This is a genomic window from Pseudomonas sp. LAMO17WK12:I1, from assembly GCF_900177315.1.
In the GTDB taxonomy this organism is placed as follows: Bacteria; Pseudomonadota; Gammaproteobacteria; order Pseudomonadales; family Pseudomonadaceae; genus Aquipseudomonas; species Aquipseudomonas marginalis.
Genome location: NZ_FWZV01000001.1, coordinates 371,631 through 385,952, shown reverse-complemented (window position 1 = coordinate 385,952; position 14,322 = coordinate 371,631). Strand labels below are relative to the sequence as shown.

Genomic DNA, 14,322 nt, shown 5'->3' with positions numbered 1-14,322 from the left:
GCAAGCCGATTCGCGTCCACCGCGAATCGGCTTTTTTGCCTGCGCAAAAGCTGACGTGGCGCAACCGCAGTCGGGCAATGAGGGCTAAGCTTACCCACGCTTTTTGCCAGGATGGGTTGGGCCGATTGAAGACTGAAACCGATGCACCCGTTGCCGTACCGTCGAACCGCATCCAAGACCTGCTGGCCGGCTTATCCATTGCCGGTTTGCTGCTGCCGGAGGCCGTGGCCTATTCCAGTATTGCCGCGCTGCCGCCCCAGGCCGGGGTGATCGCCTTGTTTGCCGGGCTGGTGTGCTACGGCCTGTTCGGCAGCAGCCGTTTTGCGATTGTCTCGGCCACTTCGTCGTCGGCGGCCGTGCTGGCGGCGGCCACGGCGAGCCTGGCGGGTGACGACCCGGCGCTGAGGCTGTCCCTGGCCTTCGGGCTGGTGTTGCTCACCGGGGTGTTTTTCCTGTTGGCCGGGCTGTTCAAGCTCGGCGGCGTCACCTCGTTTATCGCCAAGCCGGTGTTGCGTGGCTTCGCCTTCGGCCTGGCGCTGACCATCATCCTCAAGCAATTGGCCGGTGTGGTGGGTGTGCACCTCACCGATAACAACCTGATCCGTTTTCTGCCGCAGTTGCTGGAACAGCTGCCGCGCTGGAACTGGCCTGCGGCACTGGTGGCGGGGCTGGCATTGCTGGTGCTGTGGCTGTGCGCACGCCTCCCGCGCCTGCCCGGTGGCCTGGTGGTCGTGGTGCTCGGCATCGTTGCCGGGCAGTACCTGGACCTGCAGGCCTATGGGGTGGCGCAGATTGGCATGATCGACCTGCGCCTGGAGCTGGGGCATTTGCCGGTGCTGCCGTTTGCCGACTGGCTGCGCCTGGGGGAATTGGCGTTTGCGCTGGTGATGATCCTGTACGCGGAGTCCTACGGCTCTATCAGTTCGTTCGCGCTCAAGCATGGCGACCGGGTGTCATCCAACCGTGACCTGCTGGCGCTGGGCGCGGCCAACCTGGTTTCCGGGTTGTTCCACGGCATGCCGGCCGGTGCCGGGTATTCGGCGACGTCGGCCAACGAGGCGGCCGGCGCCTATTCGCGCCTGGCGGGGATTGTCGCGGCGCTGGTGATCCTGCTGATTGTGCTGACGGTGCTGCCCTATGTCGCGCTCACGCCGGAGCCGGTGCTGGCCGCCGTCGTCATCTATGCCCTGGGGCGAGGCTTGAGCGTGCAGCCGCTCGGGCGTTATTTCCTGTGGCGGCGCGATCGCGTGCTGGTGATCTGTGCGGTAACGGCAGTGCTGGTGCTGGGTGTGCTGGATGGTTTGCTGCTCGCGGTCGCGATCAGTGTGATGTTGATGTTGCGCCAGATGTCCTCAGCCGACATCCAGGTGCTGGGGCGCCTGGGTGACAGTCATGACTTTGTCGATCGCCAGCACCATGCCGATGCCCTGGCCGTGCCGGGGGTATTGATCGTGCGGCCCAGCGAAGCGCTATTTTTTGCCAATGCCGAGCGCATCCTTGGCGCGGCCTTGCGCCTGATGCGCCAGTCGCCGGTCGAGGCGGTGGTGTTGAGCCTGGAAGAATCCCCGGACCTGGACGGCACCAGCATCGAAGCCCTGGCGGCGTTTTTTGCCCAGGTGCGCGGGGAGGGCAAGCGCCTGGTACTGGCCCGTGTGCGGCATGACGCCCGCGAGGTGTTGCAGGGGCTGCCCGAAGCGCTCGCGCCCCATGTGCTGCTCAGTGGCTTGAGCGTCGATGGCGCGGTGCAGCTGGCGCTTGAGGTGGGTAAAGCGTGACGCGTGAGGCTTGCTCCAGATAGCGGTGGGTCAGTGGCAGATGCGTCAACTGACACTCCCTCATCGGGGGCAAGCCCCTCCCACATTTGGAGCGATGTACATCAGTCGGCTCATTCTCAGGCTCAGGATCAGACGGTGGTGCAGCTGAAGGTATAAGGTCGCCTGGCGCGGTCAAAACTGTGGGAGGGGGCTTGCCCCCGATAGCGGTGGGTCAGTGGCAGATGCGTCAACTGACACTCCCTCATCGGGGGCAAGCCCCCTCCCACATTTGGAGCGATGTACATCAGTCGGCTCATTCTCAGGCTCAGGATCAGACGGTGGCGCAGCTGAAGGTATAAGGTCGCCTGGCGCGGTCGAAACTGTGGGAGGGGGCTTGCTCCCGATGGCGGTGGGTCAGTGGCAGATGCATCAACTGACACTCCCTCATCGGGGGCAAGCCCCCTCCCACATTTGGAGCGATGTACATCAGTCGGCTCATTCTCAGGCTCAGGATCAGACGGTGGCGCAGCTGAAGGTATAAGGTCATCGGGGTGTAGCCCCCTCCCACATTTGGAGCGATGTACATCAGTCAGCTCATTCTCAGGATCAGACGGTGGTGTGGTTGAGGGTATAAGGTCGCCTGGCGCGGTCAAAACTGTGGGAGGGGGCTTGCCCCCGATAGCGGTGGGTCATTAGCAAAGGGATCAACTGAATGTGTTGGTATTCCAGGCATAAAAAAACGCCGCGTACCTTGCGATACGCGGCGTCCTTCACATCAACACACCGTTAAGCCTGGATCACCGGGATGTTGGCGCTTGCTGCGATTTTGCGGAACTCGGCGATCTGGTCGAAGTTCAGGTAGCGGTAGACGTCACTGGCCATGGTGTCCAGTTTCGCTGCGTAGCCCATGTACTCTTCGACGGTCGGCAGGCGACCCAGGGTGGACGCGACTGCCGCCAGCTCAGCCGAAGCCAGGTAGACGTTCGCGCCGTCACCCAGGCGGTTCGGGAAGTTACGGGTCGACGTCGATACCACGGTCGAGTTCGGCTCTACACGTGCCTGGTTACCCATGCACAGCGAGCAGCCCGGCATTTCCATGCGCGCGCCAGCCTTGCCGTAGATGCCGTAGTAGCCTTCTTCGGTCAACTGGTGAGCGTCCATCTTGGTCGGCGGCGACAGCCACAGACGAGTTGGCAACTGACCCTTGACCTGCTCCAGCAACTTACCGGCAGCACGGAAGTGACCGATGTTGGTCATGCACGAACCGATGAACACTTCGTCGATCTTCTCGCCGGCAACACTGGACAACAGACGGGCATCGTCCGGGTCGTTCGGTGCGCAGAGGATCGGCTCGTTGATTTCGGCCAGGTCGATCTCGATGACTTCGGCGTATTCCGCGTCGGCATCGGCTTCCATCAGTTCCGGGTTGGCGACCCAGGCTTCCATCGCTTGAGCACGACGTTCCAGGGTACGGGCATCGCCGTAGCCTTCGCCGATCATCCAGCGCAGCAGGGTGATGTTGGAGTTCAGGTACTCGGTGACGGATTCTTTCGACAGCTTGATGGTGCAACCGGCAGCCGAACGTTCGGCCGAGGCGTCGGAGAGCTCGAAAGCCTGCTCCAGCGTCAGGTCGTTCAGGCCTTCGATTTCCAGGATGCGGCCGGAGAAGGCGTTTTTCTTGCCTTTCTTCTCTACGGTCAGCAGGCCAGCCTGGATCGCGTAGTAAGGAATGGCATGAACCAGGTCACGCAGGGTGATGCCAGGTTTCATCTTGCCTTTGAAGCGCACCAGGATCGATTCCGGCATGTCCAGCGGCATGACGCCAGTGGCGGCGGCGAAGGCGACCAGACCGGAACCGGCCGGGAACGAGATGCCCATCGGGAAACGGGTGTGGGAGTCACCACCGGTACCGACGGTATCCGGCAGCAGCATGCGGTTCAGCCAGCTGTGGATGATGCCGTCGCCTGGACGCAGCGATACACCGCCACGGGTCATGATGAAGTCAGGCAGGGTGTGGTGGGTGGTCACGTCGATCGGCTTCGGATAGGCCGCGGTGTGGCAGAAGGACTGCATCACCAGGTCGGTCGAGAAGCCCAGGCACGCCAGGTCTTTCAGTTCGTCACGGGTCATCGGACCGGTGGTGTCCTGGGAACCCACGGTGGTCATCTTCGGTTCGCAGTAGGTACCTGGACGAACGCCTTTGCCTTCCGGCAGGCCACACGCCTTGCCGACCATCTTCTGGGCCAGGGTGAAACCCTTGCCAGTGTCGACCGGTGCTTCAGGCAGCTTGAACAGGTCGGTAGGGCCCAGGCCCAGCTCGGCGCGCGCCTTGTCGGTCAGGCCACGGCCGATGATCAGCGGGATACGGCCGCCGGCGCGAACTTCGTCGAGCAGGACCGGGGTCTTCATTTCGAAGGTGGTCAGGACTTCGTCGGTGCCGTGTTTGCAGACTTTGCCAGCATGAGGGTACAGGTCGATCACGTCGCCCATGTTCATGTTGGTCACGTCGAATTCGATCGGCAGCGCGCCGGCATCTTCCATGGTGTTGTAGAAGATGGGAGCGATCTTGCTGCCGAAGCAGAAGCCGCCGGCGCGCTTGTTCGGCACGTAGGGAACGTCGTCGCCGAAGAACCACAGCACCGAGTTGGTCGCGGATTTACGCGAAGAGCCGGTACCGACCACGTCACCGACGTAGGCGATCGGGAAGCCTTGGCCGCGCATTTCTTCGATCTGCTTCATCGGGCCGGTCTTGCCTTGCTCGTCCGGCACGATGCCTTCACGTGCCATTTTCAGCATGGCCAGGGCGTGCAGCGGGATGTCAGGGCGGGACCAGGCGTCCGGGGCAGGGGACAGGTCGTCGGTGTTGGTTTCGCCGGTGACCTTGAACACGCGCAGGCTGATCTTGTCGGCCAGGGTCGGACGGTTGCGGAACCACTCGCCGTCAGCCCAGGACTGGATCACGGCTTTGGCGTGCGCGTTGCCGTTGCGGGCTTTTTCGGCGACGTCGTGGAACGCATCGAACATCAGCAGGGTGTGCTTGAGTTGGGCAGCCGCGACAGGCGCCAGCTCGGCGTCGTCCAGCAGCTCGACCAACGTCACGATGTTGTAGCCGCCCTGCATGGTGCCGAGCAGTTCAACCGCGCGTTTCTTGTCGATCAGGGGGGAAGTGGCTTCGCCCTTGGCCAGGGCAGACAGGAAACCGGCCTTGACGTAGGCAGCTTCGTCAACGCCCGGTGGAATGCGATTGGTGATCAGGTCAACGAGGAATTCTTCTTCGCCAGCCGGAGGATTCTTCAGCAGCTCAACCAGGCCTGCGGTTTGTTCGGCATTAAGCGGCTGGGGAACGATACCCAGTGCTGCACGCTCTTCGATATGTTTGCGGTAGGCTTCAAGCACAGTTATTACCCTCATCAGTGGTCCCACGGGACGCTCATCCAGAAATGAACGGCACGCATGCGCTCGGGGGCTTTTTGGGCCGCAAAGCCAGCGCTGCCGGCATTCCTTACAGAAGCTGCTTTCAAAGTTTTACGCCTGCAGAACGGAGCTGATGAGGGTTGGCGCTGATCATTACCTACCGGGTAATAACCATCGCCAACACCGTTCTGAAGGAACGACTGTGCTCGTGACGCTTTGAAAACAGCTTCCAGCGGATTATTGGCGCCTTACAAGGCCGGATGATTCTACGGCAAAAAATTTCGAAAGGTAAGTTGCATCACCAAGTTTGCTGGGTGATCAACCTTAGACAAAGGGCTAACATGGCGCACTGTTTCGCTGATTTGCGTGTCGTTGCCCATGTCCAACCAAACCATCAAGACCCCCTGCGTCGGCCTGTGCTCCACGGTCTACGGCGATCTCGTGTGCCGTGGCTGCAAGCGTTTCCACCACGAAGTGATCCAGTGGAATGGCTATAACGAGGAAGAAAAACGTGCGGTCTGGCTGCGGCTGGAGCAACTGTTGGTGCAGGTGATGGCCGGCAAGCTCGAGATTTTCGACCCCAAGACCCTGCGCGGCCAACTGGAGCAACGCAAGATCCGTTTCGTGCCGCACCAGTCCGAGTACTGCTGGGCGTACCAGCTGATTGCCCGCGGCGCGCGGGTGATCAATAACCTGGAGGCGTACGGCATGGTGCTGTTGCCGGAGTTTCGCGACTGGGCCTTGCCGGAACTGCGCGATGCCATCGACCGTGAGTTCTTTATCCTCTCCGAGGCGCATTACCAGCGCTATATCGCCCCGGGGTTCCTGAAAGACGCGCTCGCTGACTGACGACACACATCCAACTGTGGGAGGGGGATCGGCGTCAGGCCTTGGTCGCCAGTTCTTCCAGGTGATCCATCAACGTCTGCGGCTTGAGCACCAGTACATCACTGTCCACCGCATCCAGGATCACCTCCGCCGTATTGCCGATCAACGCCCCGGAAATGCCGGTGCGCCCCACGGTGCCGATGATGGTCACGGCCGCTTTCAATGTGTGGGCCAGGTGGGGGATCAATACATCCGCCGGGCCTTCCTCCACATGCAGGTGCGCGTCGTCCACATCGAATTCCGCCTGGAACGCCTTGCACTGCTCGCGATAACGCGCCTCGATGGTTTCCTTGAGCTGGAACGTCGGGTCCGCCGCCGACAACATCGGCGACGGATGGGCGCTGATCACATGCAACTGCGCCTTGGCCAGGCTGGCGATGTCGAAGCCATGGTCGATGATCGCGTGATGCAGCTCGCGGTGTTCCCCGTCGTTGTTGCCCACATCGATCGCCGCCAGAATCACCCCGCCCGCCCAAGGCGTGGACGTCTTGACCAGCAACACCGGCGTCGGGCACAAGCGCAACAGCTTCCAGTCCGCCGGCGTCAGCAGCGCCTTTTTGAGCGGGCTGTCGGGAAAGTGCTGCTTGATCACCAGCCCACAGCCTTCGGCCTGCTGCACGTCGATAATGGTGTCATGCAGGCTTTCATTCCACGCCTGCTCGGTGGTCACGCTGTAACCGTCCTCCTGCAAGCCGGCCTTGAGCAGGCTCAACAGCGCCGAATGCTCGTGTTTCTTATCGCAGACCAGCAAGTGCAGGTGCGCGCCGGTGACCCCGGCGATCAGCTTGGCGCGCTTGAGGGCCAGGCTTTCCGAATGCGCGGGCTCGATGACCACCAGGATGCTGCGAATGGCTTGCATGATCGGATCTCCAAAAGGGTGGGCGTGGAACAACTATAGTTGCTGCCCGCCAGACGTCATGTTGATGCACATCAAGGCCGGTGGCTGGTGGTCTGCGGTGCGGTGGGTATAATCGGCGGCCTTTTGTGATCCTTTGCCCGTGAGCCCGATGAACCTGCCCGAAATCCACGAATTCCTCGGTTGCCGAACCCCCGACGCCTGGGTGCAGGCCGCATTGGCCGATCAGGACACCCTGTTGATCGACCACAAGAACTGCGAATTCAAAGCGGCCAGCACCGCCCTGAGCCTGATCGCCAAGTACCACGCCCACGTTGACCTGATCAATATGATGTCGCGGCTGGCCCGGGAAGAGCTGGTGCACCATGAGCAGGTCATGCGCCTGATCAAGAAGCGCAAGGTCGAGTTGCGCCAACTGCACGCCGGGCGCTATGCCTCCGGTTTGCGCAAGGTGGTGCGCAGCCACGAACCGGTCAAGCTGGTGGATACCCTGGTGGTCGGCGCCTTTATCGAAGCCCGCAGTTGCGAGCGTTTCGAAGCCCTGGTGCCGCATTTGGACGAAGAACTCGGCAAGTTCTACTTCGGCCTGCTGAAAAGCGAGGCGCGGCACTTCCAGGGTTACCTGAAGCTGGCCTACCAGTACGGCGACGCCAAGGACATCGCCCAGGTGATCGAGCGGGTGAGGGCGGCCGAGCAGGAGCTGATCGAATCACCCGATATCGAGTTCCGCTTTCACAGTGGCGTGCCAGCCTGAGGCCACGGCCACGCCGATCAAGGCGGTGATCCCGGTCAGCAGCAGGATCACCGCTTGCGTGCCCAACGGCGCCGCCAGCAGTGCAATCACCAGGCCGGCCAGCGGCTGGGGCAGGTTGTTGAGCAAGGTGATCACGCCCACGGTCTTGCCGAAGTCCTGCACCGGAATGACCCGCTGGCGGGTGCTGCGCAGGTAAACGTTGAACATCTTGTCGAAGCCGGTGACCAGCAGGAAGCCCAGGGTGTATGCCCACAGGTTGGGACTGAGCGCCATGATCAACGCGCCGGCGCCGATCATCGAGTAAGACAGTCCGCCCAGCACTTTCAGGGGCAGGGTGGAGCGTGCCAGGTAAAACAGAATCGCAATGGTCACCCCCGCGCCGGCCGCCTGCAGCAGGGCATAGGTGTCCTTGTCGGCGGCGTACAGCCCGGTGACCATGGCGGCGGAGGTGGCCAGCGTCACCCCGATGATCAGGTTCACACCGACCGCCAGGGTAATGATCCGCTTCAGTTCCGCCAGGTGACGGATATGCCCGAAGGCGATGCGCAGCGGTTGCAGCCAGATATCCCGGTGCTGCCGATGGGTGTCCAGGCTTGCCGTGGTTTTACGCTGCCAGGCCAGCATCGCCAGGTCTGCCAGCACAAACAGCCCGGCAATCCCCAGCACCACCCAGTGCCAGGCCCACACCGCCAGCATCAGCGCGGCCACCAGCGGCCCCAGCACCAGGCCGCTCTGGTCGGCGATCTGCGAGTAGGAGAGGGTCTTGGCATAGCTGTACTGCTGGAAGACATGGGGCATCAGCACTTCGCGGGCCATGATGCCCTGGGTCGTCAGTACCCCGCATAACGCCGACAGCAGCACCAGCCAGTAGATACCGTCGAACATCCCATACAACGCCACCGCCACCACACAGGCCAGTGCCCGGTAAACCTGGCTGATATGCAGGATGCGCACCGGCGAATACTTGTCGCACAACGCCCCGCATACCGGAAACGCGAGATAGCGCGGCAGTGATTCGACGAAAAACGCCAGCCCGGCCCAGGACACGCTGTGGGTGGTCTGGAACACGATCAGTGGCACGATAAACAACAGGATCTGGTCCGCCAGCCGCGACAGGAACAGCGAAACGAAGAACGCCAGGTAATCCTTGCGCATACAACTCCCTGTGGATGGCGTTAAAAAGTGCAGGCTATTTGTTAAAAACTCTTAAAAGCATGAAGCTTCGTCGGCGACTGCTGGACCGTTGCTTTAGTTGCCCAGCTTGCCACCTATAATGCCCGCTCTTCAATCCGCCTTTGCACACTGAGAACTTATGGAAAACCTGGGTCTGGGCAAGGTCCTGCTCGTTGAGGACGACGAGAAGCTGGCAGGGCTGATCGCGCATTTTCTGTCACAGCATGGCTTTGAGGTGCGCGTGGTGCACCGTGGCGATGAAGCCCTGGCGGCGTTCCTCGACTTCAAACCCAAGATTGTCGTGCTCGACCTGATGCTGCCGGGCCAGAGTGGCCTGCATGTGTGCCGCGAGATCCGCACGGTGTCCGACACCCCCATTGTGATCCTCACTGCCAAGGAAGACGACCTGGACCACATCCTCGGCCTGGAGTCGGGTGCCGACGACTATGTGATCAAGCCGATCAAGCCGCCGGTACTGCTCGCACGCCTGCGCGCCCTGCAACGTCGCCAGGCGCCCGAGCCGACGGTGCGCGGCGCCCTAGCGTTCGGCCGCTTGGCGATTGACCGCAGTTGCCGGGTGGTCAGACTGGGGGACGAGCAGATCGACCTCACCACCATGGAGTTCGAATTGCTGTGGTTGCTGGCCAGCAGCGCGGGCAAGATTCTTTCCCGCGACGACATCCTCAACCGCATGCGCGGCATTGCCTTCGACGGCCTTAACCGCAGCGTCGACGTGTACATCAGCAAATTGCGCGGCAAGCTCAACGACAACCCCCGTGAGCCGGTGTGCATCAAGACCATCTGGGGCAAGGGTTATCTGTTCAATCCGTTTGCGTGGGAGGTCTAGATGCTGCGCCTGTTTCTGCGCCTGTATGTGATTCTGGCGATCGGCCTGGCGGGGGCGATCTGGCTGGTCAACTACACCTTCGACGAACTGCTCCCCGAAGCCAACGAGACCTATAACCGCGAAGCCATGCGTGGCCCGGCATACGGCTTGGTGGAGCAACTGCGGCCGTTGCCCGTGGAGCAGCGCGCTGCACGTCTGGCCGAGTTGCAGTCCCACTATGGCCTGCGCCTGAAGCTGGTGCAGAAGGATGCCCAGGCCCTCACCGAGCGCGAACAGAAGCTTCTGGAGCAGGGCTTGCTGGTGGTGCGCGGCGACTTCATGGAGTTTCTCACGGGCATCGACGGTGGCACGCAACTGCTGGAAATCAAACTGCCGGAAGAGCCCAAGTGGTTATACCTGTGGGCCTACGGTTTTCTCGGGCTGTGCCTGGCCATCGTCCTGTATTTCTGGGTGCGCCCGCACTGGCGCGACCTGGAACATATCCGCCTGGCCGCGCAGCGCTTCGGCGACAACGACCTCGGCTCACGCATCCTGCTGCCGCGCAGCTCCACCGTGCGTGCGCTGGCCGGGCACTTCAACCAGATGGCCGAGCGCATCGAAAGCCTGATCGCCAACCAGCGCGAACTCACCAATGCGGTGTCCCACGAGCTGCGTACGCCGATTGCACGGTTATCGTTCGAACTCGACCAACTCAAGCAACAGGCCGACCCGCACCAGCGGGGCGAATTGATCGCCGATATGTACGCCGACCTCGGCGAGCTGGAGGAGATGGTGTCCGAACTGCTCACCTACGCCAGCCTGGAGCGCGGCGCCACCCAGGTCACCCGCGAGCGCATCGAGGCCCACAGCTGGCTCGACAGCGTGATCGGCAGCGTCGCGCTGGAAGCGGAGGCGGCCGGCATCCAGTTGTCGTTGCGCACCTGCGAGGTCGACGTTATCCAGATCGAACCGCGCTTCATGGCCCGCGCCGTGATCAACCTGCTGCGCAATGCCATCCGTTATGCCGAGCGCCGGGTCGAGGTGTCGCTGGTGAAATTCGGCGAGGGCTACGAAGTGCGTGTGTGTGACGACGGCCCCGGCGTGCCTGAGGAAGGCCGGGCCAGGATCTTCCAGCCCTTCATGCGCCTGGATGCCAGTCGCGACCGCCGCACCGGCGGCTTCGGCCTCGGCCTGGCGCTGGTGCAACGGGTGTCGCAGTGGCATGGCGGGCACGTGCACGTGATGGATTCGGAGTGGGGCGGGGCGTCGTTTCGCATGACGTGGGCGTCTGCCGAATAAGTATCCGGAGAACAGTGGGAGGCAAATGTGGGAGGGGGCAAGCCCTCTCCCACATTTTCTGACGGGCTTACCCGGTCAAAAGGTGTATTCCAACACCCCCATCACCGAGGTCTGCAAGCGCCGCTCCACAATCGGGCTCTTGCCCGCGTCATCCGCCAGGTATTGCACATCCAGCAGGGTCGAGAACTGGATGTGCTCGCCGATCGGCAGGCTCCACACCAGATTCATGCCATTGCTGATGTTGCCCGCACCGGCCTTGTAGGCCTTGAAGCGACTTTGCGCGGCCTGGTCGGTGGTCACGCCGTACCAGGTCTGCAGGTAATTGCGGTCACCAAAGTGACTGTTGAGGCTGGCATCGACCGATCCGTAGCGGCCGTCGTAGAGCGTGGTGCCCAGGCTCAGCTCCAGGTGGGTGAACGCCTTGCCGCTGTCTTTGTGGTCATTTTCCTTGAGCGCGTGTTCCAGGGTCGCGCCGGCAATCACGCCACCCAAGTTATAGCTGGCACTCACCCCCACCTGCGGGCGGGCCTTGATCTCGCCCATGCCCTTGAGCCGCTTCGAGCCGGCGTGCAGGCTTTGATTCTTGTCCTTGCGTGAATGGCTGGCACCGATATAGGTGCTGAAGCTCAAGGCGTTGCCTTCATAGCCCCAGCCCAGGCCTTTGTCGGTGTCGAGGAAGATCCCCCAGGGGCTGACGACTTTGCCGCCCAGCACCGGCGCGGTCATGCGTTCATCGCTGCCGCTGTAGCGGGGCACGTTGGCCATGCCGGCCTTGAGGCTGTATTGCCAGTCTTCGGCAATTGCGCGGTCGGCAGCGGCCAGCAGGCACAGTGAGGAGAGCGACAGGTACAGGGGGGTTGAGCGCATAAAGGGTTCCATATGGGGGTTAGAAGGCCAAGGGTTTATAAGGGGCTCGAGTGCGTTTGAAGGCGTAGCCCGAAGCGCTGAGACCGTTGATCTGGCGGCTCACCGTATCGCCCAGGCCGTAGCCGTTACCGGCGAGGACGGCATGGGCGTTGTCGATCGGCAGCAGGATGTAGTCGGTCAGCGGTTCGTCGTGCAGTTGGCCGCGAATCACCAGGAAGCCGTCTTCCAGGCGCACGCTGATGCCGCTCAGGGGCGCGTCGGGCTCATGGGTGTTGAGCACTTGATAGGTGCCGATGGTGTCGGCCCAGGCCGAGGGCAAGGGCGGCGGTTCGATGCGCTCACCGATAGCCACGCGCTGGCCGTGGCTGCGGGCGGTGAGCATCTGGCGGCCTTGCACGCTGATCACGTCCAGTTGCACGCGGCCCAGTTCGCCGAGGTCCTTGAACCAGAAGCCGAGCACTTTCTTTTGCGCGCGCAACCAGCCATCGTCGTCGCGCAATAATTCGAAGGTGTAGCCGGCCAACTCGCCCGACAGCCGCTGATCGTCATCCTTGATCCGGAACACGCCCCAGGCGGTGGCGTAGAAGCCGGCCAGGCGCTTGCGGTCAATGGCGGCCGGTACGTGGCGCAGTTTCAGGCCGTTGCTGGGCGCCTGGCAGTCGTCGGCGCAGACCGCGTGGCCGGTTTGCGCCTGGAGCAGCAGGCGCAGGGTGTCGGTGGCCAGGCCGGCCACCAGGTCTTCGGCGTTGCTGTCATTGGCCATGATGATCACGGCCAGTTGCTGGTCGGGCAGCAGGCTCAACTGCGCGGCAAAATCGTCGCCACCACCGCTGTGCTGGTAAGTGCGTATACCGGGGCCGACGGGTTCGTCACCGCATGGGGCGAGGAACCAGCCCAGGCCCATCTGGCAATCGAAGTCCAGCGCATTGCCGGTGTTCTGCTGGGTGAACATCGCGTCAATCGAAGCGCTGCCCAGCACGCGGTTGCCTTTGTAGACGCCTTGGGCGAAGAGCATGTGCACGTAATGCGCGAGGTCTTTCGGGCTGGCCCACAGGCCGCTGGCGGCGAGGTCGCGCACCGGGGCATCGGTACTGGCAACGCCGTCCGTGTAGCCCAGGGCGCGGAACGCCTGCTGGCTGGCGGTGCCGACAAAACTCGACTGGTTCATTTCCAGCGGCTTGAGCAGGCTGTTTTGCAACTGGGCTTCAAAGCTTTTGCCGCTGCTGCGCTCGATGGCCGCGCCCACCAGGGCATAACCGAGGTTGGAATACGCCACCTGCGAGCCTGGCGGGCTGCTCAGCCAAACCCCCGACACGCGCATCGGCATCTGCCCCATGGCGTAGGTGCTGCGCAGGTCACGCAAGTGTTCGCTGGGCAGGCCGGACTGGTGGCTGAGTAAACGCCGCAGGGTGACAGCGCGGTCGGCAGCGGCCTGGTCGTCATGAAAGCGCGAGCGCACATAAAACTCGCGCAAGGTCTGCTGGATCGGCGCATCCAGCGCCAGCCGCTGTTGTTCCACACATTGCAGCGCGGCCGTGGCGGTGAGCAGCTTGGAAATGCCACCGGCACGGAACGCGGTGTTGGGCGTGACCGGCACGCCCCGGGCCTTGTCGGCCAGGCCGAAGCCCTGGGCCCAGATCAGCTCCTGGCCATTGACCAGGGCAATCGACAGGCCGGCGATATGCTCTTGGGCGATCGCCCGGGGAATGCGCGCTTGCAGGTAGCGGATGATGGCGTCGTAGTCACCCTTCTGAATGGGCGGCGGTGCCGGCGGCTGCCCATGGCAACCGAGGCTGCCCAGCAGGCAACCCAGCAGCGGAATACCGCGCAATCTGCGAAACATGAGGAGCACCCGAATGGCTGTTTGGATGCTCGAATGCTAGGGAAGGGCCGTCCAACAATCTTTGCGAGCTTTGTCGGGAAACTGTCAAAGACTGTTAACGGCTGAGCCCATGGCGTTCATGCCACTGCGCGATGGATTCTTCGGGGTATTCCTCAAACTGCAGGTCGCCCTTGCGCACGCTGACCTCGACCCACGGCGCCTTTGAACCCAGCATCAGGTGCGTATGCTCCGGCGGCACCGGCAACGGCGTGTCGATGGCCGAGGCAAACGGGTGGATCAGCTCCGGCCACTCCGGGCTGAACAGCCATAGCGCAGTGCCGCACTGCGAACAGAAATGCCGCTCGGCGCTACTCGCATGGGCACGGCTGGCGCCCTCGGGTTTGAGCCGGGCGTGGTAGATCGAAATCTGTTTGCGTCCGCGCACTTGCAAGCTGTTGGCATCCCCGGCCAGGTTGATCGCATAACCACCGCCGCCTTGGGTCTTGCGGCAGATCGAGCAATAGCAACGCTGGTAAGGGTACGGGTGGGCGCTGGTGAGGCTGAACGTCACGGCGCCGCAGTGGCAGGATCCCTCAAGCTGCATCGGGGCTGACTCCTCTTGGGTTTATGTAACAACGCTTTGCTAATACCTTAGCCTCAGGCAAGATT

At 62.5% G+C, this 14,322-nt stretch carries 11 protein-coding genes; 5 read left to right on the top strand and 6 right to left on the bottom strand.

From position 1 onward, the window contains the following. Positions 1-125: 125 nt before the first annotated feature. On the top strand, positions 126-1,775 hold the full coding sequence (locus B9N88_RS01765; protein WP_027608551.1) for a SulP family inorganic anion transporter: 1,650 nt from the start codon (positions 126-128) through the stop codon (positions 1,773-1,775). Positions 1,776-2,540: 765 nt separating this feature from the next. Here B9N88_RS01765 and acnB read toward each other — a convergent pair. Then, on the bottom strand, positions 2,541-5,150 hold the full coding sequence (gene acnB, locus B9N88_RS01755; RefSeq protein ID WP_027608550.1) for a bifunctional aconitate hydratase 2/2-methylisocitrate dehydratase: 2,610 nt from the start codon (positions 5,148-5,150) through the stop codon (positions 2,541-2,543). Positions 5,151-5,546: 396 nt separating this feature from the next. Between acnB and B9N88_RS01750 the strand changes: the two genes are divergently transcribed. Then, a complete protein-coding gene (locus tag B9N88_RS01750; RefSeq protein WP_027608549.1) occupies positions 5,547-6,017 on the top strand; it encodes a DUF1289 domain-containing protein in 471 nt (156 codons plus the stop codon). Between the two features lie 34 nt (positions 6,018-6,051). Here B9N88_RS01750 and B9N88_RS01745 read toward each other — a convergent pair whose 3' ends face one another. After that, entirely contained in the window at positions 6,052-6,915 is an 864-nt protein-coding gene (locus tag B9N88_RS01745) for a universal stress protein (protein WP_027608548.1), read from the bottom strand. A gap of 148 nt (positions 6,916-7,063) precedes the next feature. On the opposite strand from B9N88_RS01745, the gene B9N88_RS01740 reads away from it, so the two are divergent. Then, positions 7,064-7,666, top strand: a complete 603-nt coding sequence (locus B9N88_RS01740) for a MiaE family protein (protein WP_027608547.1) — start codon at positions 7,064-7,066, stop codon at positions 7,664-7,666. On the opposite strand, the gene B9N88_RS01735 is transcribed toward B9N88_RS01740, so the two are convergent. Further along, positions 7,622-8,821: an MFS transporter gene (locus tag B9N88_RS01735; protein WP_027608546.1), complete on the bottom strand. Its 1,200-nt coding sequence runs from the start codon at positions 8,819-8,821 to the stop codon at positions 7,622-7,624. The genes B9N88_RS01740 and B9N88_RS01735 overlap by 45 nt on opposite strands. 157 nt (positions 8,822-8,978) lie before the next feature. On the opposite strand from B9N88_RS01735, the gene B9N88_RS01730 reads away from it, so the two are divergent. Continuing rightward, entirely contained in the window at positions 8,979-9,686 is a 708-nt protein-coding gene (locus tag B9N88_RS01730) for a response regulator (protein ID WP_027608545.1), read from the top strand. Next, complete coding sequence (locus B9N88_RS01725) at positions 9,687-10,964, top strand: ATP-binding protein (protein ID WP_027608544.1); 1,278 nt, start codon at positions 9,687-9,689, stop codon at positions 10,962-10,964. Between the two features lie 75 nt (positions 10,965-11,039). Here B9N88_RS01725 and B9N88_RS01720 read toward each other — a convergent pair whose 3' ends face one another. The 3 genes from B9N88_RS01720 to B9N88_RS01710 all read right to left on the bottom strand — a co-directional run bounded on the left by B9N88_RS01720 (position 11,040) and on the right by B9N88_RS01710 (position 14,257). Continuing rightward, positions 11,040-11,831, bottom strand: coding sequence for a MipA/OmpV family protein (locus B9N88_RS01720; RefSeq protein WP_027608543.1), 792 nt, complete (start codon positions 11,829-11,831; stop codon positions 11,040-11,042). A 19-nt stretch (positions 11,832-11,850) separates the two neighbouring features. Then, positions 11,851-13,674 (bottom strand): serine hydrolase domain-containing protein, encoded by a 1,824-nt coding sequence (locus B9N88_RS01715; RefSeq protein WP_027608542.1) that lies wholly within the window; start codon positions 13,672-13,674, stop codon positions 11,851-11,853. A 94-nt stretch (positions 13,675-13,768) separates the two neighbouring features. After that, the gene (locus B9N88_RS01710) at positions 13,769-14,257 is read right to left on the bottom strand and encodes a GFA family protein (RefSeq protein WP_027608541.1); all 489 of its coding nucleotides are present in this window, start codon (positions 14,255-14,257) and stop codon (positions 13,769-13,771) included. Positions 14,258-14,322 lie beyond the last annotated feature (65 nt).

Excerpts from the sequence above, each read along its gene's own strand:
- B9N88_RS01750 (WP_027608549.1), top strand. The coding sequence starts at position 5,547 with ATGTCCAACCAAACCATCAAGACCCCCTGCGTCGGCCTGTGCTCCACG.
- B9N88_RS01745 (WP_027608548.1), bottom strand. The coding sequence starts at position 6,915 with ATGCAAGCCATTCGCAGCATCCTGGTGGTCATCGAGCCCGCGCATTCG.
- B9N88_RS01740 (WP_027608547.1), top strand. The coding sequence starts at position 7,064 with ATGAACCTGCCCGAAATCCACGAATTCCTCGGTTGCCGAACCCCCGAC.
- B9N88_RS01735 (WP_027608546.1), bottom strand. The coding sequence starts at position 8,821 with ATGCGCAAGGATTACCTGGCGTTCTTCGTTTCGCTGTTCCTGTCGCGG.
- B9N88_RS01730 (WP_027608545.1), top strand. The coding sequence starts at position 8,979 with ATGGAAAACCTGGGTCTGGGCAAGGTCCTGCTCGTTGAGGACGACGAG.
- B9N88_RS01725 (WP_027608544.1), top strand. The coding sequence starts at position 9,687 with ATGCTGCGCCTGTTTCTGCGCCTGTATGTGATTCTGGCGATCGGCCTG.
- B9N88_RS01720 (WP_027608543.1), bottom strand. The coding sequence starts at position 11,831 with ATGCGCTCAACCCCCCTGTACCTGTCGCTCTCCTCACTGTGCCTGCTG.
- B9N88_RS01715 (WP_027608542.1), bottom strand. The coding sequence starts at position 13,674 with ATGTTTCGCAGATTGCGCGGTATTCCGCTGCTGGGTTGCCTGCTGGGC.
- B9N88_RS01710 (WP_027608541.1), bottom strand. The coding sequence starts at position 14,257 with ATGCAGCTTGAGGGATCCTGCCACTGCGGCGCCGTGACGTTCAGCCTC.